This is a genomic window from Wukongibacter baidiensis, assembly GCF_050888315.1.
Lineage (GTDB): Bacteria > Bacillota > Clostridia > Peptostreptococcales > Caminicellaceae > Wukongibacter > Wukongibacter baidiensis.
On sequence record NZ_CP138202.1, the window covers coordinates 5,509,436 to 5,534,276 of the forward strand.

The window sequence follows — 24,841 nt, forward strand, 5'->3', positions numbered from 1 at the left end:
AGATATAATTCTTCTGATATGTGTTTAGTTAATCTAAACAAAAAGTTTAGTATTAATATGAGTTGGTGAAATTTTGATTTGCCAAAATATTAATCTGATATCGGGATATCGGCTCTCGGACTTATGTGTAGCATTTCTCTATGAGAATTCTCTACAAATTTATTTTTTCATAGGAGGTAGATAAATGACAAGAAATATCATTGAACTAAGAAATGTTTATAAAGACTATGGTGGACATAGGGCCTTAACGGATGTTAGCTTCTATGTGCGTAAAAATGAATTTATAACTTTGCTTGGTCCAAGTGGTTGCGGTAAAACTACTACCCTAAGACTTATCGGTGGATTTGAACAAGCTACAAAGGGTGAAATTCTATTTGAAGGAAAAAATATTACAGACCTTCCACCCTATAAAAGGAAGGTAAACACTGTATTTCAAAAATATGCGCTATTTCCTCATCTGAATGTTTACGATAATATTGCCTTTGGATTAAAGGTTAAAAAGATGGAAAAAAACATCATTGATAAAAAGGTAAAGGAAATGTTGTCACTAGTAAACCTTAAAGGTTTTGAGAAACGTTCTATTAACTCTTTAAGTGGTGGGCAGCAGCAAAGGATTGCCATAGCTAGGGCCTTGGTTAATGAACCGGAAATTCTTCTGTTAGACGAGCCCCTGGGTGCATTGGATTTAAAGCTTCGTAAGGAAATGCAGATTGAGCTTAAGCGCATGCAGCAAAAGCTTGGAATAACCTTTATCTTTGTTACCCATGACCAAGAAGAGGCACTAACTATGTCGGATACGATTATAGTTATGAAGGAGAGCAAAATACAGCAGATAGGTACTCCAGAAGATATTTATAATGAACCTAAAAATGCTTTTGTTGCTGATTTCATTGGAGAAAGTATAATAGTTGATGGAATTATGCATGAGGATTATACAGTTGAGTTTGCTGGGAAAAAAATCAGATGTGTAGATAAGGGTTTTATGGAAAAAGAGAAGGTTGATGTTGTAATTCGCCCTGAAGATGTCAAGGTTGTGCCTCCAGAAGATGGTATGCTTGCAGGAATAGTACAATCTGTAATATTTAAAGGGGTTCATTATGAAATGGTTGTAAAGACCGACAATCACCTGTTTAAAATACATAGTACTGAAATGGTTCCTGTTGGAGAAAATACAGGACTTAGAATAGAACCGAACGACATACATATCATGAAAAAGGAGATGGGGTCTGATGAAGAATAAATTGATTGCCTATCCCTATATGGTATGGATGATAATATTTATAGTTGTTCCCATAATTCTAGTATTATCCTACAGTATAACCATTAAGGATGATTCTGGATTATCTTTTACACTAGAGAACTATAAGCGATTTTTTGATCCACTATATATCAATGTTTTGATACATTCAATTAATTTAGCAGTAGTTAGTACCCTTATATGTTTAGTTTTAGGTTACCCTATGGCTTTGATTATAGCCAAGGCACCAATTCGTTATAGAAATATGTTGGTTATGCTTTTTGTGATTCCAATGTGGATGAACTTTTTGCTTAGAACCTATGCTTGGATGAGTCTATTAGAACGTAGCGGACTAATAAATAAATTACTAATTTTGTTACATTTACCAACAATAAATATTATGTACACTAATGGAGCTGTAGTTCTAGGGATGGTATATAACTTCTTACCGTTTATGGTTCTGCCCATATATTCAGTACTTATTAAAATAGATAATAACTTAGTTGAGGCTGCACAGGATTTAGGTGCAAATGAGCTAACAGTATTTTTTAAGGTTACTTTTCCACTAAGTTTGCCTGGCGTACTTTCAGGGATTGTTATGGTGTTTATGCCTGCTATTACTACCTTTGTAATTTCACGTTTACTTGGTGGAGGGCAATTCACTCTAATTGGAAACTTGATTGAACAACAGTTTTTGAGTACAGGAGACTGGAACTTTGGCAGCGCAATATCTATGCTGATGCTTGTACTTATAGTGTTTAGCTCAGCCGTTATGGGGAGATTTGATAAAGACAAGGAGGGCGTAGGTCTATGGTAGGTCGTTTTATTAAAAAGTCTTACAGTTTTCTGATTTATCTATTTCTATATGCCCCTATTCTTATATTGATAATATTTTCCTTTAATAACTCTAAATCTAGAGGAAGCTGGGGTGGTTTTACATTAAAGTGGTATAAAGCATTATTTTCAGATTCGCAAATAATGTCTGCCCTTTATTATACCGTTGCTATTGCAGTTGCTTCTTCGGTAATTGCAACAATTATTGGAACAGCAGCAGCTATTGGAATACACCAAATGAAAAGAAAACAAAAAAGTGTAATTATGAATTTGACATATATACCTGTATTGAACGCTGATATCGTTACGGGAATTTCCTTAATGATTCTCTTTATTTTCATTAAGCTTCAATTAGGCTTTATAACACTGCTTATAGCCCATGTTACATTTAATATTCCTTATGTGATTTTGTCGGTGCTACCTAAGCTAAAACAGCTTGATAATAATCTATATGAAGCGGCCTTAGATCTTGGAGCAACACCTTCCTATGCACTATGGAAGGTGATAATACCAGAGATTATGCCGGGAATTATTACTGGAGGGTTATTGGCCTTTACCCTTTCAATAGATGATTTCGTTATAAGCTTCTTTACAACAGGTTCAGGAGTTTCGAATCTATCTATTACTATTTACTCAATGGCTAGAAGGGGGATTAAACCTCAAATAAATGCTCTATCAACCATTATGTTTGTTACTGTTTTGGCCTTACTTTTAATAATAAATTTAAGGACAAATAGAAATATAAATAGAAAGGAAAATGCAATATGAAAAATATGATTAGAAAGACTGCTATAATTTCTTTTATTTTAATTATGGCTTTATCACTTGCGGCATGCGGTGGAGAAAAGAAGGTTACAATTAATGTTTACAATTGGGGAGACTACATAGATGAGTCTGTAATTGCTGAGTTTGAAGAAAAGCACGGCATTAACGTTAACTACGAAATGTATGATACAAATGAGGCTATGTACCAAAAAATAAAGCCTGGTGCTGTAAACTATGATGTGGCTTTTCCATCGGACTATATGATTAGTAAAATGATAAAAGAAGACATGCTACACAAGATTGATTTAAACAATATACCTAATTACAAATACATAGATGATAACTTCAAGAACCTTGAATACGATCCTACTAACGAATATTCCGTACCATATATGTGGGGAACTGTAGGTATATTATATAATAAGACTATGGTTAAAGAGCCTGTGGATAGCTGGAACATATTATGGGATGAAAAATATAAGAAGCAGATTCTTATGCAAGACAGTCAAAGAGAGACTGTAGGAGTTGCACTTCAAAAATTAGGATATTCCTTAAATACAAGGGATTTAGATCAGTTAGAAGAGGCGAAGTTAGAGCTTATTAAGCAAAAACCTTTAGTACTTGCCTATGTTGTCGATGAAGTGAAGGACAAGATGATAAGTGGAGAAGCAGCTTTAGCTGTAGTTTGGGCTGGAGATGCAGTTACTATGATAGAGGCTAATCCTGATTTAGACTATGCCGTTCCAAAGGAAGGTAGTAACGTCTTTGTTGATGGTATGGTTATACCAAAGACTTCAAAGCATAAAAAAGAAGCTGAACTATTTATAAACTTTATGTGTGAAACAGAGACAGCTCTTAAAAATACAAACTATATAGGATACTCAACTCCACATACGGAAGCAAAGAAAAAGCTAGATAAGGAAACAGCAAATAATCCAGTGGCTTATCCAAGTGATGAAGTCCTTAAGACCTGTGAAGTATATAGAGATTTAGAGGATATGGTGAAGGTGTACGACCGTATTTGGACTGAAGTAAAGGCTGCAAAATAACATAAAAAGATTTCGAACCTCCTTCATGTAGAGTGATAGAGGTTCGATTTTTTTTGTATCGTTTTTTCTTTAAAGTCAATAAAAAATTTTGTTTACTTAGAGCGGGGAATTGGGTATAAATAAATTACAGCTTTGTATGGGGCTGTATTTTTTCTTTGTTATTAAAAGAAAGCATCATTTGAGATTATGTAAAGATAGGGAGAAAATCAATTTTAATAAAATTCATTATCAAATGATAATATATATTTTTTATATAAAAAGTATTGAAAAAGCTAATAAATCAGATTATAATATAATGTGTTGCTAAATAATATGTTATCAATTGATAACGTGGGAATGGCAAATTTATCTTGATAATATGCAAATACACTGTATATAGATAAACTAATTAATACATATTATTTATGAGGTGAAATGATGAAAAGTGAAGAAAGAATCAAGATAGCAAATAGAGTATCAGTAGTTACAATAATAGCAAATGTCATATTATCGGCTGCAAAGATATTTATAGGTTTTATTGGACGAAGTCACGCAATTATTGCCGATGGGGTACATTCCTTGTCAGATGTTTTTAGTACTGTGGTTGCATTGATTGGAATAAGGCTGGCTAATAAGGAAGATGATGAAAACCATCCCTATGGGCATGAAAAAATTGAGCCTGTTATGGGAAAAGTCCTTGCTAATATATTATTACTGACAGCTATATTTATGGGCTATAACGGAATAAAGAGTATAATCCAGGGCGATTACACGATACCGGGCAAAATAACTATATATGCTGCAATCTTTTCTATAATAGTTAAAGAGTGGATGTATAGATATACGAAGGTAGCAGCAAAAAAGATAGAAAGTTCAGCCCTTTTAGCTGATGCATGGCATCACCGTACCGATGCCCTTTCATCTGTAGGCAGTTTGATTGGTGTTACTGGAGCTATATTAGGTTATGCAATATTAGACTCCATTGCTGCCGTTGTTATTAGTGTTTTTGTGGCAAAGGTTGCCTTTGATATTTACCTTCAATCTGTTAAGGAATTAATTGATTCGGCGGCAGACGAAGAAACAATAAAGGATATTAAGAAAATAATACATGGAACAAAGGGTGTTATTGATATAGATAAGTTAAAAACAAGGATTCATGCAAATAAGTTATATGTAGATGTGGAAATAGCAGTAGATAGAGCCTTAACAGTATCTCAGGCCCATGATATTGCGGAAAATGTACACGATAAGATTGAAAAAGACTTGAGAAAGGTAAAGCATTGCATGGTTCATGTTAATCCTTGTGATGGAGATTGTAAGCCTAAATAAAAAAATATAAAATAAAGAAATAACTGGATGGCATGCTTTGCTGATTTGCTTATTTTATAAGTAGGTTAGCGAAGCATGTTTTTTTTATAGACTCATATTTTATTAAAAAAGAACTATGAAATTTTGACTTTTCAAAATTAACCCGGGTTAACCTATTTATAAATCTTAATATTCTATTACAAATATGATTTCATATATTAAATAATGGTAAAACATTATAAAATTAGTATGGATAAAAAAATAGCGGGAGGGGTATTTATGCATAAAAGAAAAGCTGTTGCATTAACAGTTTCGTTAATGCTCACTTTGGGAATGGTTGTACCAGCATTTGCAACGATTGATACAGTAATAGTTGAAGAAAAAGCAGTTAGAGTGGTAGATGTTGTGAATGAAGATACTGATATGGAGCAGAAGGAGAAAGAAGCAAAAATATCAAAGGATCAGGCGATAGGAATAGCAAAGAAAACGCTAAAAGAATACTTTAACTATGATATAGATGAAAAGAAATTCGAGTCAAGAATAGAGTTTAGGGAAGATTATGGAGATAGGGGAGAATATGCGTGGTCAATAGACTGGAGCATGAATAATGACAAGAAAAGTGTAAACTTAGATGTATGGATAAATGCTAATGATGGTAAGATCAAAAGGGTAAGTAAGTATGAATTTAATCACGACGATGATGAACCGACTATAGCTCAAATAACTAGAGATGAGGCTCAGGTTATAGCGGAGGAATTTATAAAGAGGGTGAACCCTAAAGAGTATAAAGAAGCTAAACTGGAAGAAAATGATAGAGCTTTTATATATAGAGGAGGCACTAATTATAACTTTGTATATACAAGAGAGATAAATGGTGTTCCTTTTGATGGAAACTCTATACGTGTTGAAGTAGATGGTGTAAAATCAGAAGTTAGAGGATACAATTATAGTTGGGATAGTGATGTACAGTTCCCAGCTCTTGAAAGGATTATAAATAAGGAAAAAGCAGAGCAGGTTTTAAGAGATAATATTGATATGGCTCTAAGCTATATTCCGAATAGAAATAGATATGATTATAATAATGAAAAGGTTAAGGAAATAAAGCTTGTATACAGCTCAAGATTCCAAAATGGTTACTTAGTAGACGCTAAAGAAGGAACTATGCTTGATTATAGTGGAAGAGCTGTTGAAGAGGAAAAGGTTAAGAACATAAGCGATGAAAGAAAAGAAGAAATATTTAAGAATGCTAAAAGTGTTACAATACAAGACAAGGAAATAAGCCAAGAAAGAGCAAGTGAAGTTATAGGAAAATACATAAAGGAAATATATGGAGAAGGATACGAATTAGATAGTCTGAGATATGTTGAAAACGATGATTACTGGGAAACCAATGGCAAGAAAGCCTGGTCAGCAAGATTCGAAAAAGATAGTGGCTTTAGAAGACGTTATGGAGGCAAGATAACCATAAACGCTTTAACAGAAGAACTGATATCTGCACGTAGTTATTTTGATCTTGAAGATGAGATTGAAGAAGGATACAAGCCGGCTATAACTTGGGAACAGGGGTATGACAAAGCTATTGATGCTATTGCTAAATATTTCCCAGACAAGATAAAGGATATAGATACAGAGGCTAAATATACAAAGCGTACCCATTATTATAATGGCAAGGAAATGCCAGAGACGCAATATTACTATAATTTCCGAAGAATGGTTAATGGAGTATATTACTCTGATGATAATATATCTATTGAAGTAGGTACTAAGGAAGGAAAAGTAATGGAAGTAAGGTGTGAGTGGAATACTGAAGCTGATTTTCCAGAAACCACAGGAGTTATAGATAAGAAAGACGCCAAGGAAATATATTTTGAAGAATATAAGCCGGAACTTGTTTATACTAAGATAAACAAGAATGATGATTATAGAAATCCAGATTGGGAAATTAAATTGGTTTATAGAATGTCTAATAGATACTTTAGAGGTAGTAATATAGATGCGTTTACAGGTAAGTTTTTAGGCTATGATGGGGAAGAAGTAGATGAGAAAGACGATAAGTTTAAAGAAGCTATAAAAGACCATGATTCAGAGAAGGAACTAAGCATACTTGCATCACAAGGAATAATTGACACAAATGAATTCGAATTAGAGAAAGAGTTAACTATGGATGAAGCTATTAAGATGCTTGTGGATGCAAAGGGATATAGACCATATATGGTGAGAAAGGCTGAGGCACTAAAATTTAGTAATGTAAAAGCAGCCGATGAAAACTACAAGTACTTACAAATGGCTGTTCAATATGGAATACTAGAAAATAAAGAAAGTAAGTATAAGGGTGATGAAAAGATCACTAGAGAAGACTTAGCTGTAATGATGGTAAGATTACTTGGATATGAAAAATTAGCTGAAATTGATAGTATATTTAAGGTATCCTATAAAGATGCAAAAGAGATAAGTGATGAAAAAATCGGATATGTAGCTATCTGTGAAGGGTTAAAAATAATGAAAGATAATAATGGTAAATTTGAGCCAAAGAGTAATGTTAAAATGGTTGATATGGCTATAGCAATATATAATGCTCTTGGAAATCTTAGAGGTAACTAAAACAATAAGAAAGGGAATCCCAATAAGCCGGGATTCCCTTGATTTTTTTAATCTTAAAACCATAAAATGCTAAAAAAATACTATATAATTGATAAGCTTTTTACTAATAATAAATATACAGAGAAATGAAGAAAAAGGAGATTAACTTCGATGCAATTAAGAAGGCTTATTGATGAAGGAGAAAGGATAGAAGAGGATACTAAAAAAGATTCCTATGGTGGCGACACTTTTAAGGAAAAGAGTAATAAGTGGATGGGGAACAGTATTACTTATTTAAAAGAAAACTATCCTCAGAGTGTTTTAACAAGTGATTTTATATCTGAAAGTGAAAAAGCAGATAAAGACTTTCATAACATGGTAGCAATTTTAAAAGGTCTAAAGGATGTTGAAGCAGAACTTGGGTTGCTTGACGAGTAATTAATTGTAAAGGATGATATATATGAGAAAGAATGAAAGCAATGACACTGAAAGGATTCTCGATGAATACTTTTCTCCTCAAAATGTATCTCTATCCAATAGTAGTGGAATAGGGTATAATAGATATTTATCAAGGGATTGTAGGTTTGAAGGAAATGTGAAAAAGTGCAGAAGGGGAGACAGTATAGAATATTAAGATGCTATTTCATGAAAATAGCATCTTTTTTCTATTAAATCACTAATATAAGATTATATATAGAGAGAAAAAATAGATATTGTTCAACAGGTACTATAAGGTATATAATAGGAACGGAGGTGTTTTTAGGATGATAAAAGAAGCAGATTTACAGTATCTAATACATAACGGTAAAGTTTGTTCTATAGAAGAAATGAATATCGAAAACAAAGCAGAAGAAATATCGATTTATGAAGTAATAAGAATAATAGATGGAATACCTCTATATCTTGAAGAACATCTAGAGAGACTCAAAAAATCCTCAGAGCTTCTTGGTATTCAGTTAAATAAGACTGATGAAGACTTGGTTAATGAGATAGTAAAGCTAATAGAAATTAATGAAGGATACAATTGTAATATAAAGATTTTATGTAGTGGTATGGAAGCTCAGATTGATAACATATATCTATATTTTATAAAAAGCTATTATCCACCTAGATCAATGTATGAAGAGGGTATAAATACCATACTTTTTAGAAGCGAAAGAGAAAATCCTAATGCAAAGACATATAATAGGGAACTTAGAGAAAGAATAAATGAAGAACTGAAGGAAAGAAAGGCCTTTGAAGCCCTTTTGGTAAATAATGATGGAGGGATCACAGAGGGAAGTCGGTCAAATGTATTTTTTGTAAAGGACAATATACTTTTCACATCTCCTCCAAGTGAAGTGTTACTTGGAGTAACACGGACTAAAATAATTGAATTGTGTAGGCTAAATGAAGTAAAGGTTGTAGAGAAGGAAGCTTCATCCGAAGCTTTACAGGAATATGATGGAGCTTTTATAACGGGAACATCAACGAATGTGCTTCCTATAAAGACGATTGATGATATAAGGATCGCTTCATGTGAAAACGGTCTTATTATTAAAGTTATGAAAATATATGAAGAAGATAAAAATAATTATATAAAGCAAAAAAGTTAAGAAATAGATGTGTGAATGAGAAGTTTGACTAATTGAAGTAGCAAATGAGAATTTTTCATGCTCATATGTAAAATTTAAATTATATATATAAATAAATATATATAATTTAAGTTTATCTATATATTGTAGGGGAGGTCTCAAAGCCTACTTTCTTTTATAGAACTTGTGTGTCATACATCAGTATATAAAAAAGGAGATGTTTTAATGGAAAAATTAGTAGAAAGATTTTTAAAATATGTGAAGATAGATACAAAGTCTGACCCTCGTTCAGAATCGTGTCCAAGTACTGAAAAACAATTTAATCTTGCCAAGGTCCTTGTACAGGAGCTTGAGGGCTTGGGTTTGAAGGATGTTAATTTAGATGACAATGGATATGTAATGGCTACCTTACCATCTAATACCGATAAAAAGATTCCTACTCTAGGATTTATAGCTCATATGGATACTAGCCCTGATATGACAGGTGCCGATGTAGATCCTCAAGTAGTTGAGAATTATGATGGTGGAGATGTTGTACTTAATAAAGAAAAAAATGTTGTTTTATCTCCGAAGGATTTTCCAGAGCTTAAAAAATATATAGGTGAAGATTTAATCACTACAGATGGGACTACACTCTTGGGAGCCGATGATAAGGCCGGTATAGCTGAGATAATGACTGCTATAGAATATCTTGTAAACAATCCAGAAATAGAGCATGGAACTATAAAAGTAGGCTTTACTCCTGATGAAGAGGTAGGGAGAGGAGCAGATAAATTTGATGTTAAGAAATTTGATGCAGATCTTGCCTATACCGTAGATGGTGGTGAAATCGGAGAGCTTGAATATGAGAACTTTAATGCAGCCTATGCTAAAGTTAAGATAAATGGAAGGAATGTTCATCCAGGATCTGCGAAGAATAAAATGATTAACTCGATATCAATAGCTATGGAATTTAATTCTATGCTTCCAGCTAATCAAGTTCCTGAGCATACAGAGGGATATGAAGGTTTCTACCATCTACACGATATTAGCGGTAGTGTAGAAGAAACAAACTTAGAATATATTATTAGAGATCATGATAGAGAAAAGTTTGAAGAAAAGAAACAAAGAATAGAAAAAATTGTAGAATATTTAAATTCTAGTATTGGAGAGGGAACTGTAGAACTAGAAATGAAGGATCAATATTACAATATGAAGGGGCAAATAGAGCCTGTTATGCATATAGTAGAAGCTGCTAAAAAAGCAATGGAAGAGGTTGGAGTTAAGCCTATTATCAAACCTATAAGGGGAGGTACTGACGGGGCGAGATTATCATATATGGGATTACCGTGTCCTAATCTCTTTACTGGAGGTCACAATTTCCACGGTAAGTTTGAATATATTCCTATAGCGTCTATGAAGAAATCAGTTGAAGTTATACTTAAAATAGTAGAACTTTATGCAGAGTAAATTAAATTAGGATGTCTCAGAATGGCGAATTTCTGCGTTATTCCAAGACACCCTAGTACTAAACTTATGGGGCTGTCTCATAAAAATTTCTCATGAGCACAGCCCAGGGGTGTTTCAGAATGAGTGAAGTTCAAGGTTTTGAAATTCAGGCGGTTTGGCTAGTACTGACGTACGTGCCAAGTCGCCTGAATTTTAAATAACGCAGAAATTTATCATTCTGAGACACCCTATTTTGTTCTATTGAGCCATACCTAATATTACCAACTAATGATATAATATAAAGATGCAATGAGTAAACTATAGAGAAAAAGGAGCAAGGATTTATGGTTTTTCAGACGTTGAATACATATATTGATTATATCGAAGATGGGGATTTACAAAGAATTACCGAGGTATATAATTCTAACAAGAGATTTTTAGAGGCTCATATAGGTAAAGATTATGTTGATGCCAAGTGGGTTAAAAACGAAATAGAAGAAATGAAAAGTATCGAATTTAAATCCTGCAAAATCCTTTCCAAGGACAAAAATAAAATTATAGGATTTCTTGATTTTAAGGTAAAGGAAACTAGTTATCTTTCGCTACTTATGCTACATAGTGATTTTAAAGGCAAAGAGTTTGGAAAGGAAGTTTATGAGGGGTTAGAAGTATATATGAGAGATAATTCTTCAGAAGCAATAAGGATTGACGTTGTTACCGGTTATAACGAAAAGGTTACTAAGTTTTGGCTAGCTCAAGGCTTTAAAATTGTAGATGAAATTAAACTTAACTGGGGAGATAAAGAACTGCCAGCGGTTGTCATGAAAAAAAATATAGGAAAAGGAGATTTGTAAGATGAGTAAAAAGACTGCTTTGCTAATTGTAGATGTACAGGTTATGATGTTTACATATGACGATGGAGCTCTGTATGATGGGGAAAAGGTATTAGATAATATCCATTCGTTATTAGAAAAGGCAAGAGCATCTAAAACACCAGTGTTTTTTGTGCAGCATAATGGAAGTGAAGATGGCGAATTCGGTAAGGGTAAGCCAGCCTGGCAGATTCATCCCCAAATTGCACCATTAGAATCTGAGAAGGTAATTGAAAAGACAACATGCGATTCTTTTAGTGAAACAACTTTACATGAGGAACTGCAAAACCAAGGGATTGAGAAATTAATTATTGTTGGTATGCAGACTGAATATTGCATTGATACCACTGTTAGAAGAGCATTTAGCATAGGGTATGAGAGTGTACTTGTGAAGGATGCTCATAGTACCTTTGATGGGCCTGTACTTAAAGCGCCTCAAATTATAGAACATCACAATAACATCATAGATGGAAGATTTGCATTACTAAAAATGACTAATGAGATAGAGTTTTAGAGGATGTTAGTAAAACTTTAATTTTTTAGCATGCAACTTTATAATATTGATTTTATTGACATTTGTACCACCGATTTCTTTATGGTTGACTAAATTGCCTGGACTTATGTAATAAGGGACTGAACTCATAAGAAACATTTATGAGACAGCCCCAGTTTTTAAAATCTTCTATCTTATAACCAGCACAGGTATCTCGGCGTGAAGAACTACCTTATTTGTAACACTTCCTAATAAAAATCTCTTACTTCTTGACATTCCGTGGGTACACATTATGATTAAATCACAGCCTTCTTTCTTCGCAGCTTCTAAGATTGTGGTAGCAGGATCACCAAGGGCAGTTTCTGTTGTTACTTTTATTCCCGTTCCGGCAAAGGCGTCCATTCCATCCTTAACAATTTTTTCAGCTATTTTTTCAGGAGTATTTTCTTCGTTTTTAGAGACCACTGGATCATATAACCAACCGAATGGGGGCGTTAAATCCTGTGCATTAAAAATAACTATTTCCGAATCAAATTTTTCAGCGATTTTCTTTGCATGTTCATAGGCCTTTGGACAGATTTCCGAGCCATCTATGGGCAATAGTATTTTCTTCATGACTATACCTCCTTAAGAAATATTTATAATGTATATACCTTATTATTGATTAATTAAACCATAGTTATGAAATAAGTTTAGAAAACAGCTGAATAAAATTTCAGATATGATACTTATTGGATTGATTAAGATAAATACATAAAAAAATATTGGTATAATTTTCAAACTTTTTTTACAAAAAAGAAGGAATTAGGAAAAAAGTGTATAATAATCTAATTATTGAAGTAATGACACATTAAAGGTTAATTAAATTTAAGATGTCATGACCATAAAGGAATAATTTATGCTTATTTTTATCATGGAGTTAAATACAAGATTGGGGTTTGGGGGACTTATATGATTAATAATGGGGATGAATTGCGAGAATTAGTGTTATTGGTTGAGAAATTCGTAGAAATAGCCGACGAACTAAAAAGACATGGGAAAATAGATGAAGAACAACACACTTATATCACTAGCAACAAAGTGGAGTTTTTAAAAGAAGCTAGAAGAACAATGGAGTAAAGAAACTAAAAAAAGGAGGTTTCAAAATAACCAATTTCTACTTCAGTTGAAATCGATTTTGAAACACCCTAGGACTGAACTTAAAGGGATGCTTTTTTGAAAGCAGCCCTTTTTGTAGTTATGAAAATTTCAAACGGTACTTTTTAGGTGAAAGTTCCGTGTATTTTTTGAACACTTTGCAGAAATAACTTTGACTGTCAAAACCTACTGAGATTGCAACATCTAAGATGGAATTGCTTGTACTTGTAAGAAGATACTTACTTTCCTCTACTCGAATTTTCTGTACATATTCTGAAAATGACATACCAATTTCTTTTTTAAATAGAGTTGAAAAGTAAGTAGAGTTAAGGTGAACATGACTTGCAACATCATCGAGCTTGATAGAACTTCTAAAATGTTTGTTTATATAGATTATTGATTTTTTAATTATATCCGTATTTTTAGTTGAGGAGAGGTTAACAGCATTTTCTGTGTAGTAGTCTAGAACCTTTAACATCCAAAAAGAAATTTCTTCTAGGTTATGCAATTTATTTAAATCTTCAAATAGTAAGTAATTAAAGGCAAGCATGTCTTTTAAAGGTGCGCCACCTTCTATGGCAGCACGGGAAAGTAATGAGCATAATTCCATTACCCTTGCTTTTATAACCTCAATATTTCCTCCCTCTTCAAGGAAAATAAGCGCAAGTAAATCGTTCAAGGTTACCCTTGCTTCAACTATATTACCGCTCCTTACCTTGGCGAAGAGGTCCTTTTCCTTTTTATACAGATTGTCGTTACCCACCAGCATGTCTTTATATATTTGGATCTGTTCATTGATTTTACACTGTTGTACCATTCTTTTCTTCTTTTCAGCCAATAAACTTTGATAATTTTCTATTTCTTTAGAGGCCATCATAAATAGTATATTCCCTAAATAATTTGTTCTTATAGGATCGGTGATGGCGATAGAATCACAATAACTTGAAAGTTTTTTCAGCATATCTGGTGAATCTACCTTGCTTAGCATCAAGTCTTTACTAAACTGACTTTCGGGAGTATTCATTATGATTGGTCCAGCTACTAAGCCACCGAAAAAGGAATCTTTATATATAAGAGGTGCAGAAATATGAACAAAATCTAAAGGGCAATAAGAAAAATAAGGCTCACCTATGTTAATAGCCATTCTACATGCACTTAAATGTTCTTCTTTACAATTGCAGGTACGTCCAATGCATTGATTATAAAGACCGCAAAACTTATAGGAATCTCCATAGGACACTAGCGTATTACCATCTCCGTCGATTGCAAGTATGCTAACTCCAGTAGACATGAAGTAGGTTTTTAAAAGCTCATCTAGAATTTCTATAATGATTTTACCATTTTCGTTAAAAATCATAAAATTCCCCCAATGATTTAGTTGAATAATTTTTGTCAAGGTTTTGAGTGAATATAATTTAATAATAGTACAAAAAAAATTCTTTAGCAACAAAAAAGTAATTAAACCTTCCAAAAATATTACAAAAAAAGCAATAATGTCTCAAGATTCCCTTATGATTTTAATGTAATATATAAACAACGAATTCAATATATTTTCATTTTGCTTAGTCAAAAAACTTGAAAAATCAAGGATTATGGACTTTGGAGTGAAAATTTATGAGTAGAAATAAATAATTATTTATAGGGGGAATAAAAAAATGACAGGAAAAGAACTTATTTTTAGAACACTTAGACATGAAGAGACTGATCAGATTCCTTGGATTCCTTTTGCCGGTGTTCACGCGGGTAAACTTATCGGAGCAAGTGCGAAGGAAATTTTAACAGATGGTGATAAGTTATTTGATGCACTTATTGAGGTAAACAAACTTTACAGACCAGATGGCCAACCTGTATTATTTGATCTACAAATTGAAGCAGAAATTCTTGGTTGTGAATTAATGTGGGCTGAAGATGCACCTCCGGCAGTAAAAACCCACCCGCTATCAGAAACTAAAGAAGTACCATGCACATGTATTTTGCCAGAAAAAACTGATGGAAGAATACCTATGGTTTTAGATGTGAAGAGGAGAATGAAGGAAGCGGTTGGAGATAAGACTGCGCTTTATGGATTGACCTGTGGACCATTTACACTTGCATCCCATCTTAGAGGAACTAGTATATTCATGGACATGTTTGAAGATCCTGACTATGTAAAAGAGCTTATAAACTACGCAAATGAAGTTAATAAAAAAATGGCTGAATATTATATAGAAGCAGGTATGGATGTTATCGCAGTAGTTGATCCACTAGTATCACAAATTTCTGCAGCGCATTTTGAAGAATTTTTATCACAGCCGTATACTGATTTATTTAATTTTATTAAAGAAAAGAAAGCGTTTTCTTCATTCTTCGTTTGTGGTGATGCGACAAGAAGTATAGAAGTAATGTGTAAAACTAATCCAGACTCAATTTCCATAGATGAAAATATAGATATGGTAGCGGCAAAGGAAATAACTGATAAATACAATGTTACACTTGGTGGAAATATACCGCTTACAACAGTTATGTTACATGGAACTCAACAGGATAATATGAAATATACAATAGAATTAATCGATAAATTAACTCATAAAAACCTTATTATTGCTCCTGGATGTGATATGCCATATGATGTACCGGTAGAGAATACAATTGGTGTACTCCAAGCTGTACATGAAACAGAAAAGGTTAGAGAAATGGTAGCAAACTACGAGGTTGTAGAAGATGATATAGAGGTTGAAATTCCAGATTATAATACATTGGATAAGCCTTTAGTAGAGGTATTTACCCTTGACTCAGCTACTTGTGCAGCTTGTACATACATGATGGGAGCTGCTAACGATGCAAAAGATCACTTTGGAGATGATATCGACGTTATTGAATATAAATTTACTATAAAAGAGAATATAGCAAGGGTTAAGAAGATGGGTGTTACGAATTTACCAAGTATTTATATTAACGGAGAATTAAAGTACTCATCTATTATTCCAAGTCAAGAAGAATTATTCTCAGTAATCAAAAATGCTATGTAAATAAAAAGTTAAATTATAACTTAGGGTGGAGATAGTTTCCACCTTAAGTCATATGATAAAAATCAGATTACCGATACTGACTAAGGGAGAATCTTATGAATGATAAAAAAAATAAGAAAAAGCTGTATTTAGTAAGTGGATTTCTGGGAGCCGGGAAAACAACATTTATGCATAATTTCATTGACTATTTTGAAAATCAAAAACTTGCTATTATTGTGAATGAATTTGGAAAACAGGGAATGGATGGTCTATTACTAAAGCGAGATAGTATATCACTCAAAGAAATTAGTAATGGTTCTATTTTTTGCAATTGTAGGTCCGACTCATTTATTGATGCCCTAGTAAAGATTTCAGAGTATCCTGTAGATACTGTCCTAGTCGAGTGCTCTGGACTTTCAGATCCAACGGGAATGGGTAAGATCATGTCGGTAGTTCAAAAGCTAACGGAAAACAGTTATGATTATAAAGGAACAATTGCTATTGCCGACGCAACAAATATTGAAAAACTAGTGACTACAGCGCCTGCTGTAAAGCTTCAGATAGCAAGTAGTGATTTGGTCATCGTAAACAAGATAGATCTAGTGGATGTATATAAGATAAAATCCGTGGAGAATACCATACTTCAAGTAAATCCCTTGGTGAAAATTGCAAGAACAAGTTTTGGCAAAATATCTAATCAAAAATGGATAGAAGATTTAAGCAATAAAAATAGCTCAGGAGATATAAATATTACTAAGACAAAGATTATAGGAACACAAAAACTCCTTGTATCCATGAAGGAAAATTATGATAAGAGATCTTTAGAAAGATGGATAGAAGATTTTTCTGATACCTTTTATAGGATAAAGGGATTTGTACTTATTGATAATAAGTGGAGCTATGTAGATGGGACATCAAATCAACTAGAAATATACCCGACTGATATTGTTCCAGAGGACGCGAATTTAGTAATTCTAGCTTCGGGAAATCAGCCTGTAAAAAAGAAAATGCTATCTAGTTGGGAAAAATATTTTAATCATGAGCTTATCTTATTATAGGTCATTTCATGGAACGTAATCAGATTTGTAATTGAGAATTCGTAGTCAGTATCATGAGAGGTTTATACCTGTGAAAAGATACTGACTATTTTCATAAGTAAAAAAGAAGGGTGAAAATTATGAATAATAATAGGATAGAAGATCCACAAAGAGTTTCAGAGATATTAAAAAAGGCTATTGATGGAGAAAAAATTAATACAGAAGAGGCAAAGGTGCTTTTAAGTATAGATTTGCATTCTAAAGAAATGTATGAGTTATTATCATGTGCAAACACTCTTTCAAAAAAACATTTTGATAATAGCGGAGAAATATATGCACAGATTGGAATAAATAATTCACCATGTTCGAAAAACTGTGACTTCTGCGTATTTGGAGAAAAACACAAGCTTATAGTAGATAGTGTAGAATTGGATGAAGATGATATTTTAAGAAGAACTGAAGATTTTGTACTAGCAGGTGCAAAGGAAATGTTTTTAATGGCGACCGCTGACTATAATTTTCAAAAATTCTTAGAAATTGGAAGAAAAGTTAGGAAGATAATACCAAAGGAAATGAAGCTTGTAGCTAATCTAGGTGATTTTGATGTAGATAGAGCCAGTGAACTAGAAAAAGCAGGATTTACAGGAGTGTATCACATATGTAGACTGAGAGAAGGAACGGCAACTGAGATTCCAAAGGAAGAAAGAATGGCCACGCTCTCAGCTATTAAAGATTCAAAGCTCGAGTTATATTACTGTGTTGAACCAATTGGGCCTGAGCATACAATCGATGAGATAGTCGACGAAATCTTTAGAGGTTTAGAATATGATGTCTCTGTAATGGCAGTTATGAGGAGGATTCCGGTACCACATACACCCCTAGAAAATAGTGGACAAATTAGTGAATTAGAGCTTGCTAAAATTTGTGCAGTAACTCGTATTGTGTGTAATGATTCAATAAGGGCTATGGGAGTTCATGAACCCAGCTTATTAGCATTAATTGCTGGGGCTAATCAAATTTATGCAGAGAAAGGGTGTAATCCAAGAGATACAAAGGAAAATACATCTGAAGGAAGAGGTTTTTCGGTAGATAGAGCAAAAAGATTTTTGTGGGAATGTGGTTGGGAATATCTAGTTTAGAATACGGAATAGTAATAGTTATTCAACCGAAAACTTAGTTCAAAATAGTGCTAACATTGTATATAAAGTGTATAATAAAATAGAGTAAAATATTCTGTGTTAAGAAAATAACAGTTAATCTATTATAGTTTACATAGTGAATAATGTTAGGAGGCAGAATTATGGGAGAGATAATTAAAGGAAAACCAGTTGCTGACAAAATAACCGAAGAATTAATCGGTGAGGTAGAGAGGCTGAATGATAAAGGGATATATCCGAAACTTGCAATTATGAGGGTTGGTGCTAGACCTGATGATTTGGCCTATGAGAAGGGTGCTGTATCGAGATGTAAAAAGACTGGAATAGAGGCTGATGTTATCGAACTTCCTGAAGATATAGCCTTGGAAAATTTTATAAAAGAGCTAAGAAAACTAAATGAAAATGATAAAATTCATGGGATATTAATTTTTAGACCGCTTCCAAAGCATTTAGATGAAGCCGTTATCAAATACGAAATAGATCCTGATAAGGATATAGATTGCTTTAGTCCTATTAATGAAGGGAAATTATACGAAGATGACGACTCTGGTTTTCCTCCTTGTACACCTACGGCAGTAATGGAAATGCTAGATTTTTATAATGTAAAGATAAAAGGAAATAATGCTGTAGTGATTGGGGCTTCAAACGTAGTTGGAAAGCCTGCTGCTCTAATGCTTTTAAATGAAAGAGCTACTATTACAGTATGCCATTCCAAAACGAAGGATACTGCGAAGGTTGCAAGTGAAGCCGATATTTTAGTTGTTGCAGTTGGAAGGGCTAACTTGGCGAAGGAAAACTTTGTTAAAGAAGGAGCAGTAGTTATAGATGTTGGAATTAATGTTGTTGATGGAAAGTTATGTGGAGATGTTGACTTTAAAGGAGTACAAGATAAAGCGGGCATGATCACCCCTGTACCAGGTGGTGTCGGTTCTGTTACTACATCAATATTAGCAAAACATGTTGTAAAGGCATGCAAGATGCAGAATAAATTGTAGTACAAAAAAATTATCTGACTTATTATCCTGATGTGTGTATTTTAACATCAGGATTTCTAATATACATTATTCTAAATAATTGAGCAATTTACATGATTATAATCTAAAAAAACTTACTACTATATAGCCTTAAAATCCTTAAGGAAATACCACATCCACTATGCAATTGCTTCAATTAAAAAAAGCAAAAGAAATGACAAAATTTTTCAAAGATATTTACAACATTATGTTGATTTATTTTTTATAATTAAAGTAAGAAAAGGTTTTCAAAAAGGAGAAAAAATTTATAGCGTTATTATGTACACTTATATATGAAGGGGGAGCTATATATGTCATGTTTTAATGAAATATCAGAAGGAGTAATAAAAGGTAACCAAAACCTAGTAAAGGAAAAGGTACAGGAATTAATTGATAATGGAACTGATCCTTTAGAAATTATCAACCAAGGTCTAATGGCAGGGATGAATATTGTTGGAGCTAGATTTAAAGAGGGAGATATGTTTGTACCAGAGGTAATGATTGCAGCTAGAGCCATGGGTGCAGGAATAGCTCTAGTAAAGCCTCTTATAAATGATGCAGATGTCTCTAATGCAGGGAAGGTTGTTATAGGAACTGTTAAGGGTGATTTACACGATATAGGAAAGAACCTCGTGACTATGATGATTGAAAGTGCAGGGTTTAATGTTGTAAATATAGGTATAGATATCAGTCCAGAGAAATTTGCTGAAGCTATTAAAGAACATGACCCAGATATTGTTGGTATGTCAGCAATGCTTACTACAACAATGACGCAAATGAAAGAAACAATTGATCATTTGAAGAATGAAGGACTTAGGGACTCAGTTAAAGTAATAGTTGGTGGAGCACCTGTAACTCAGCAATTTGCTGAGGAAATAGGAGCAGATGGATATTCAGCAGATGCTTCATCGGCTGCGGAATTATGTAAAGAACTTGTAAGTCTTGCAAGTGCTTAAAATTGAATTTAAGAAGTAATATTGAAAAAACAAATCTCTTTTATAAGACCTTTTAGTGTGCAGAACAAGAGTTCAACGTTAATTCGAGCTTAACTCTTGTTCTGCATATTTCACATTCAATAGTATTTCTAGTTTTACTTACAATAAGTTTGGAGTGGTTTTATGAATATTATTACAGACTTTGATATAGAAATTGATAAGGATAAAGTATTTCAGATAATCGATTGTAAAAAGGATAGTCCTGTCTATGACAGAGTTAATAATATATATATTAAAGTACTTAATAAAGCGATGAAGTTAATAAAGCCAAAGGGAATCTTTAAGTTAGAAAAAACTACATCTAATTATAATTATGAAATTATGGAGAGATATAGCCATTTGGTATCATGTTTAGTAACATTGGGTGAAGATATAGGGCTTGCATCTAGTAAGGACTTTGAAAATGGGGACTATCTAGAGGGACTGCTTTTAGATACAATATCTGACCAAATATTATTTAATATTAGCAATCAGATGCGAGAGAAAATTATAGACTACACTAAAGAAATAGGAATTGGTTTAACACCTAGAATGTCTCCTGGAGAGAATGGAGTTCCTATAGAGGTTCAAAAAGATATACTTCTCAGGTTAGAAGGTAAAGAAAAACTAGGAGTGGATATTACTGTTGGATATATGTTAAATCCTGTAAAGTCATTGGCATATTTTTACGGAGCGGATAAAAACATTTCCATTTCATTAATTGATCATGACTGTAGTAAATGCGGGAGAGCAGATTGTAAGTTTAAAGATGATGACTTTAAAGACATTAAAGTGCTCTTGGGAGATGAAGAGAAAAATATAAAAGTATCAAGTAAAGAAAATCTTTTAGAGAGTTTAATTAAAAATAAAATTGTTATAGAGTCTCCTTGTAATGGCAATGGTACCTGTGGTAAATGTAAGGTTCAGATAGTTGAAGGCAGTATCAATCCAACACAGAATGAAATATCTATTTTGACTGAGGAAGAGCTAAAAAACAATATAAGACTTGCTTGTTGTATATATCCTAATGAAAGTTTAACTATAAAAATAGACAACATAAATTATAAGGATTTTGACATACTGTCAAATTATAAAAATAGTGGAAGATACAGTGATCCAATCGTACATATTGAGGAGATTGAATCATTAAAAGGTGATTTAGACGATCAAAAAAGTATAACTCACATTATTAATGAAAGGCTTTCAAATAACTACAGCTTTTCTCTTAAGGCTATAAGAAAGCTTGCTACATCTGTAAATCAAGACATTAAGTTTGATGATGACTTTTCTTTATATGATGAAGATAGATTCAATCTAATTATTTATGGTAATAAGATAGTAGATTTATCTAAATTAAATGAAACCTTGGCCTTTGGTATTGCAATAGATATCGGAACTACAACAATAGCTGTTACATTAATAGATCTTTTGAAAAAGGAAACTGTGGGAACATACACGATTTTAAATTCTCAAAGACAATACGGTGCAGACGTTATATCAAGAATACAATATAGCATCAACGATGATTTCAAGACACTTACAAAGTGTATTAAAGAAGATATCTTGAAGGGCATAAGAGAAATATGTGAAGCTCATAAGGTAGATCTAGATAAAATCTATAACGTAACCATTGCAGGAAATACTACAATGGTATATTTGTTACTAGATATACCAGCTCAATCCCTTGCTGTAAGTCCCTTTACTACTACGACTACTTTCCTTATGGAATATGATTTTAAAAAGGTTTTTAATGATCAAGAGCTTGAGTGTAAAGTGGTTATACTTCCATGTATATCGGCTTATGTTGGTGCCGATATAGTATCGGGGATGTTTAACTATGATTTTGACAATCTTAAGGGAACTACGATGTTAATAGATATAGGAACTAATGGAGAAATAGTGATAGGTAATGAGGAGAAAGTCTATTGCGCTGCTACAGCTGCAGGACCAGCCTTTGAAGGGGCTAATATAAAGGATGGGATTGGAAGTATAAAAGGAGCTGTGTGTAGTGTAGATATCAATAAGGGAACAATTTCCTATGAAACTATCGGGAATGAAAAACCCATCGGAATTTGTGGTTCCGGTGTATTGGATATTGTTTCTTCGGGACTTAAAGATAATATTATTGATCATACAGGTAGGTTGGATGAAGTCTACGAAGAAGGCTATATAGAAATCTATAAAGATGAAGATAAAAAAATATGCTTTTACCAAAAAGATATTAGAGAACTTCAGCTTGCAAAATCTGCTATACGTTCAGGCATTGATGTACTTATTAATAAGTTTGGATGTTCCTACGATGATATAGAAACGGTTTATCTTGCAGGAGGATTTGGTAACAATTTAAATATTGATAGTGCAATCAATATTGGATTAATACCAAAGGAGCTTCAAGGGAAGATCAAAACTGCTGGAAACAGTTCGTTAGGAGGAGTTGTAGACTTTCTATTGAATAAAAATGGAAAAGTGAATATAGATACAATTGTTAATAAAACAGTTTATTATGAACTTTCAACTGAAATTGACTTTAACAATTTGTTTGTAGAAAATATGATGTTTTAATCAAAAAAATATACATGTACAAGTCTCAAAAGTGTATTTTTCGTAAGAAAAACTTGTAGCAAAATGAAATGAAAAGTCTCTAATTCAACTAAATAGAAACTTAAAAGAAACGTGTAAAAAACGGCAACAACAATAATGTTACCGTTTTTTTTGTGCCATAAATATTCTAGTAGTTATTTCATTATCCTTCCATTTGGGATATAACCGCTTGAAATTTTGAGTTATCTCTTGTTGTGATCGCCCAAATGTAACAACTTTTTTAGATTATATAAGTTTTATAATTATTTGCAACTATAATAGTTATAAAAAAAAGCTGTCAGGCTAATCAATTTAGTGATTTCCCGACAACTTCTTTTATTTGTGATTAATCTTTTATTAGCTTGCTTCCAGATTGCTTTCCTCGTTCTGTAGTGAGTTATCATTGTTGCCTGCGATGAAATAAGTGATTACATAGGTGGCAACAGCGAATGGAATCCAAGTCAGACTGTATTCGGATAACCAGAGGGAATTATATATGTTTTCAAACCATGCAAGATCTAGGTTGTACGCGCCAACATAAACATGAATCATGCTCAAGAAACAGACTGCTAAGGTTACGATCATTGTATACTTTGCGGAAACAAGAGATCGACGACTCATGAATTTAGCGTTGAAGCAGTAGAATAATGCTAAAACTATTGATGCTGGATAAATTGCATCTAAGATAGGACCAATAACCGCTATGATACTGTCTAAGCCTGCAGTTGTAATTAAGGCACTAATAATACATGAAATCAAACAAAGTTTCTTATAACCAAACTTATTGTCCATGATCTCATCCAAAATTTCTGCTGCTGGAGATATGAGTCCAATTGCTGTAGTAAGTGATGCAGCAATCAGTGCAAAGTTGAAGAATATTCCTCCTGTACGGCCCCAAAGCAAGAGTACCATTTGAGTATATAATTGCGCTAAAGTTAAATCAATTGTACCTCCAAGATTGGCACCGGCAATCATATGTCCTAAATGCGTAAGTGCCAACATAGACAATCCTATAATACTGATTTTTAGTAGGTTCTTACTAATAGCGCTTTCGCTAATGTTAGCATTTCTGATACCTTCAATAACAATTAAACCAAATATCAGTGCACACTGAAGGTCGGCAACGGCATATCCCCGAAGGAATCCGTAGACGATAGGGTTTTGATTGAATGATGGTTCTGTCCATTCAGTAGAAATTGGTGATATAATGCTTTTCGCAATTACGGCTATGACAATGATGATCAGGGTAGGGAATAGGAAATCTCCAATACGTTTGACAACTTTACCCCTGTTTGACACAAACCAGAAAGTAACTGCAAAGAAAATAATACTAAATAACATAATTGGCAGTTTTCCTTCGAATGACCATCCAGTTAGATTCATTGTTGCTGACCAGGCTGCTGCACTCATTCGAGGTACCGCATAGAAAGGTCCTAACAGCAAGATGTTTAAAGCAACGAAGAAGGTCCCGAATTTAGGTGCTATTCGGCGGGAAATTTCAAGGAAGTTACCTTTTCCCTTTACGAGTGTCTTATATCCAAAATAGGGAAGTACAATACCAGATATTAATATACCAAGGTAAACAAGGAATAAAGCGGTACCTGCGTCTTTACCCCATGTAACGGGAAAAAGCATACAGGAAGCGCCAAAATGCATTGAAAATACTGCGCCGCCCATGAGTAGCAATTCTTTTATTGACAAATTCTGCCTCATATATATCTTCTCCTTTTATTAATAGATTGTGATATTTTTTATTAAACATTTAAAAAATCTGACGTTTAAAGCCTTATGAAAGTTGCTAGATGCAAAAGGTTTAGGTAGTATTACATAAGCTCTT

22 protein-coding genes are annotated in these 24,841 nt (G+C 33.1%); 19 read left to right on the forward strand and 3 right to left on the reverse strand.

The window, feature by feature from the left end:
* Nucleotides 1-184: 184 nt before the first annotated feature.
* From potA to R9X47_RS24925, 12 genes are all read left to right on the forward strand, one after another.
* Nucleotides 185-1,240: a spermidine/putrescine ABC transporter ATP-binding protein gene (potA, locus tag R9X47_RS24870; RefSeq protein WP_432663807.1), complete on the forward strand. Its 1,056-nt coding sequence runs from the start codon at nucleotides 185-187 to the stop codon at nucleotides 1,238-1,240.
* Nucleotides 1,230-2,054 (forward strand): ABC transporter permease, encoded by an 825-nt coding sequence (locus R9X47_RS24875; protein WP_432663809.1) that lies wholly within the window; start codon nucleotides 1,230-1,232, stop codon nucleotides 2,052-2,054. Before potA ends, R9X47_RS24875 begins: the two co-directional genes overlap by 11 nt.
* On the forward strand, nucleotides 2,048-2,839 hold the full coding sequence (locus R9X47_RS24880; RefSeq protein WP_432663811.1) for an ABC transporter permease: 792 nt from the start codon (nucleotides 2,048-2,050) through the stop codon (nucleotides 2,837-2,839). Before R9X47_RS24875 ends, R9X47_RS24880 begins: the two co-directional genes overlap by 7 nt.
* Complete coding sequence (locus tag R9X47_RS24885) at nucleotides 2,836-3,885, forward strand: ABC transporter substrate-binding protein (protein ID WP_432663812.1); 1,050 nt, start codon at nucleotides 2,836-2,838, stop codon at nucleotides 3,883-3,885. The genes R9X47_RS24880 and R9X47_RS24885 overlap by 4 nt, the downstream gene beginning before the upstream one ends.
* Nucleotides 3,886-4,302: 417 nt before the next feature.
* A complete protein-coding gene (locus R9X47_RS24890; RefSeq protein ID WP_432667693.1) occupies nucleotides 4,303-5,193 on the forward strand; it encodes a cation diffusion facilitator family transporter in 891 nt (296 codons plus the stop codon).
* A gap of 258 nt (nucleotides 5,194-5,451) precedes the next feature.
* Entirely contained in the window at nucleotides 5,452-7,773 is a 2,322-nt protein-coding gene (locus R9X47_RS24895; protein WP_432663814.1) for a YcdB/YcdC domain-containing protein, read from the forward strand.
* A gap of 150 nt (nucleotides 7,774-7,923) precedes the next feature.
* On the forward strand, nucleotides 7,924-8,190 hold the full coding sequence (locus tag R9X47_RS24900) for a hypothetical protein (RefSeq protein ID WP_432663816.1): 267 nt from the start codon (nucleotides 7,924-7,926) through the stop codon (nucleotides 8,188-8,190).
* Nucleotides 8,191-8,212: 22 nt separating this feature from the next.
* The gene (locus R9X47_RS24905; protein ID WP_432663818.1) at nucleotides 8,213-8,386 is read left to right on the forward strand and encodes a hypothetical protein; all 174 of its coding nucleotides are present in this window, start codon (nucleotides 8,213-8,215) and stop codon (nucleotides 8,384-8,386) included.
* Between the two features lie 130 nt (nucleotides 8,387-8,516).
* Nucleotides 8,517-9,347: an aminotransferase class IV gene (locus tag R9X47_RS24910; RefSeq protein ID WP_432663819.1), complete on the forward strand. Its 831-nt coding sequence runs from the start codon at nucleotides 8,517-8,519 to the stop codon at nucleotides 9,345-9,347.
* Between the two features lie 204 nt (nucleotides 9,348-9,551).
* Nucleotides 9,552-10,775 carry a peptidase T gene (gene pepT / locus R9X47_RS24915; RefSeq protein ID WP_432663820.1) on the forward strand — a complete coding sequence of 408 codons (1,224 nt, stop codon included), beginning with the start codon at nucleotides 9,552-9,554 and terminating at the stop codon, nucleotides 10,773-10,775.
* 323 nt (nucleotides 10,776-11,098) lie between these two features.
* Nucleotides 11,099-11,608, forward strand: coding sequence for a GNAT family N-acetyltransferase (locus tag R9X47_RS24920; protein WP_432663821.1), 510 nt, complete (start codon nucleotides 11,099-11,101; stop codon nucleotides 11,606-11,608).
* A gap of 1 nt (nucleotide 11,609) precedes the next feature.
* A complete protein-coding gene (locus R9X47_RS24925; protein ID WP_432663822.1) occupies nucleotides 11,610-12,140 on the forward strand; it encodes a cysteine hydrolase family protein in 531 nt (176 codons plus the stop codon).
* Between the two features lie 168 nt (nucleotides 12,141-12,308).
* Here the strand turns inward: R9X47_RS24925 and R9X47_RS24930 are convergent, their stop codons facing one another.
* Complete coding sequence (locus R9X47_RS24930; protein WP_432663823.1) at nucleotides 12,309-12,734, reverse strand: universal stress protein; 426 nt, start codon at nucleotides 12,732-12,734, stop codon at nucleotides 12,309-12,311.
* A gap of 336 nt (nucleotides 12,735-13,070) precedes the next feature.
* On the opposite strand from R9X47_RS24930, the gene R9X47_RS24935 reads away from it, so the two are divergent.
* Entirely contained in the window at nucleotides 13,071-13,238 is a 168-nt protein-coding gene (locus R9X47_RS24935; RefSeq protein WP_432663824.1) for a hypothetical protein, read from the forward strand.
* A 118-nt stretch (nucleotides 13,239-13,356) separates the two neighbouring features.
* Here R9X47_RS24935 and R9X47_RS24940 read toward each other — a convergent pair whose 3' ends face one another.
* On the reverse strand, nucleotides 13,357-14,613 hold the full coding sequence (locus R9X47_RS24940; RefSeq protein ID WP_432663825.1) for an AraC family transcriptional regulator: 1,257 nt from the start codon (nucleotides 14,611-14,613) through the stop codon (nucleotides 13,357-13,359).
* A gap of 298 nt (nucleotides 14,614-14,911) precedes the next feature.
* On the opposite strand from R9X47_RS24940, the gene R9X47_RS24945 reads away from it, so the two are divergent.
* The 6 genes from R9X47_RS24945 (at nucleotide 14,912) to R9X47_RS24970 (ending at nucleotide 22,986) form a co-directional block, all read left to right on the forward strand.
* The gene (locus R9X47_RS24945) at nucleotides 14,912-16,264 is read left to right on the forward strand and encodes a uroporphyrinogen decarboxylase family protein (protein ID WP_432663826.1); all 1,353 of its coding nucleotides are present in this window, start codon (nucleotides 14,912-14,914) and stop codon (nucleotides 16,262-16,264) included.
* Nucleotides 16,265-16,359: 95 nt separating this feature from the next.
* Nucleotides 16,360-17,301, forward strand: coding sequence for a CobW family GTP-binding protein (locus tag R9X47_RS24950; RefSeq protein ID WP_432663827.1), 942 nt, complete (start codon nucleotides 16,360-16,362; stop codon nucleotides 17,299-17,301).
* Between the two features lie 119 nt (nucleotides 17,302-17,420).
* Nucleotides 17,421-18,419, forward strand: coding sequence for a radical SAM protein (locus R9X47_RS24955; RefSeq protein WP_432663828.1), 999 nt, complete (start codon nucleotides 17,421-17,423; stop codon nucleotides 18,417-18,419).
* Nucleotides 18,420-18,580: 161 nt separating this feature from the next.
* On the forward strand, nucleotides 18,581-19,432 hold the full coding sequence (locus tag R9X47_RS24960) for a bifunctional 5,10-methylenetetrahydrofolate dehydrogenase/5,10-methenyltetrahydrofolate cyclohydrolase (RefSeq protein WP_432663829.1): 852 nt from the start codon (nucleotides 18,581-18,583) through the stop codon (nucleotides 19,430-19,432).
* Nucleotides 19,433-19,761: 329 nt separating this feature from the next.
* Nucleotides 19,762-20,406 carry a cobalamin B12-binding domain-containing protein gene (locus R9X47_RS24965; RefSeq protein ID WP_432663830.1) on the forward strand — a complete coding sequence of 215 codons (645 nt, stop codon included), beginning with the start codon at nucleotides 19,762-19,764 and terminating at the stop codon, nucleotides 20,404-20,406.
* A gap of 162 nt (nucleotides 20,407-20,568) precedes the next feature.
* On the forward strand, nucleotides 20,569-22,986 hold the full coding sequence (locus R9X47_RS24970) for an ASKHA domain-containing protein (protein WP_432663831.1): 2,418 nt from the start codon (nucleotides 20,569-20,571) through the stop codon (nucleotides 22,984-22,986).
* A gap of 375 nt (nucleotides 22,987-23,361) precedes the next feature.
* On the opposite strand, the gene R9X47_RS24975 is transcribed toward R9X47_RS24970, so the two are convergent.
* On the reverse strand, nucleotides 23,362-24,717 hold the full coding sequence (locus tag R9X47_RS24975) for a branched-chain amino acid transport system II carrier protein (protein WP_432663832.1): 1,356 nt from the start codon (nucleotides 24,715-24,717) through the stop codon (nucleotides 23,362-23,364).
* Between the last annotated feature and the right edge of the window lie 124 nt (nucleotides 24,718-24,841).

Coding starts and splice junctions, on each gene's coding strand:
- potA (WP_432663807.1), top strand. CDS start 185: ATGACAAGAAATATCATTGAACTAAGAAATGTTTATAAAGACTATGGT.
- R9X47_RS24875 (WP_432663809.1), top strand. CDS start 1,230: ATGAAGAATAAATTGATTGCCTATCCCTATATGGTATGGATGATAATA.
- R9X47_RS24880 (WP_432663811.1), top strand. CDS start 2,048: ATGGTAGGTCGTTTTATTAAAAAGTCTTACAGTTTTCTGATTTATCTA.
- R9X47_RS24885 (WP_432663812.1), top strand. CDS start 2,836: ATGAAAAATATGATTAGAAAGACTGCTATAATTTCTTTTATTTTAATT.
- R9X47_RS24890 (WP_432667693.1), top strand. CDS start 4,303: ATGAAAAGTGAAGAAAGAATCAAGATAGCAAATAGAGTATCAGTAGTT.
- R9X47_RS24895 (WP_432663814.1), top strand. CDS start 5,452: ATGCATAAAAGAAAAGCTGTTGCATTAACAGTTTCGTTAATGCTCACT.
- R9X47_RS24900 (WP_432663816.1), top strand. CDS start 7,924: ATGCAATTAAGAAGGCTTATTGATGAAGGAGAAAGGATAGAAGAGGAT.
- R9X47_RS24905 (WP_432663818.1), top strand. CDS start 8,213: ATGAGAAAGAATGAAAGCAATGACACTGAAAGGATTCTCGATGAATAC.
- R9X47_RS24910 (WP_432663819.1), top strand. CDS start 8,517: ATGATAAAAGAAGCAGATTTACAGTATCTAATACATAACGGTAAAGTT.
- pepT (WP_432663820.1), top strand. CDS start 9,552: ATGGAAAAATTAGTAGAAAGATTTTTAAAATATGTGAAGATAGATACA.
- R9X47_RS24920 (WP_432663821.1), top strand. CDS start 11,099: ATGGTTTTTCAGACGTTGAATACATATATTGATTATATCGAAGATGGG.
- R9X47_RS24925 (WP_432663822.1), top strand. CDS start 11,610: ATGAGTAAAAAGACTGCTTTGCTAATTGTAGATGTACAGGTTATGATG.
- R9X47_RS24930 (WP_432663823.1), bottom strand. CDS start 12,734: ATGAAGAAAATACTATTGCCCATAGATGGCTCGGAAATCTGTCCAAAG.
- R9X47_RS24935 (WP_432663824.1), top strand. CDS start 13,071: ATGATTAATAATGGGGATGAATTGCGAGAATTAGTGTTATTGGTTGAG.
- R9X47_RS24940 (WP_432663825.1), bottom strand. CDS start 14,613: ATGATTTTTAACGAAAATGGTAAAATCATTATAGAAATTCTAGATGAG.
- R9X47_RS24945 (WP_432663826.1), top strand. CDS start 14,912: ATGACAGGAAAAGAACTTATTTTTAGAACACTTAGACATGAAGAGACT.
- R9X47_RS24950 (WP_432663827.1), top strand. CDS start 16,360: ATGAATGATAAAAAAAATAAGAAAAAGCTGTATTTAGTAAGTGGATTT.
- R9X47_RS24955 (WP_432663828.1), top strand. CDS start 17,421: ATGAATAATAATAGGATAGAAGATCCACAAAGAGTTTCAGAGATATTA.
- R9X47_RS24960 (WP_432663829.1), top strand. CDS start 18,581: ATGGGAGAGATAATTAAAGGAAAACCAGTTGCTGACAAAATAACCGAA.
- R9X47_RS24965 (WP_432663830.1), top strand. CDS start 19,762: ATGTCATGTTTTAATGAAATATCAGAAGGAGTAATAAAAGGTAACCAA.
- R9X47_RS24970 (WP_432663831.1), top strand. CDS start 20,569: ATGAATATTATTACAGACTTTGATATAGAAATTGATAAGGATAAAGTA.
- R9X47_RS24975 (WP_432663832.1), bottom strand. CDS start 24,717: ATGAGGCAGAATTTGTCAATAAAAGAATTGCTACTCATGGGCGGCGCA.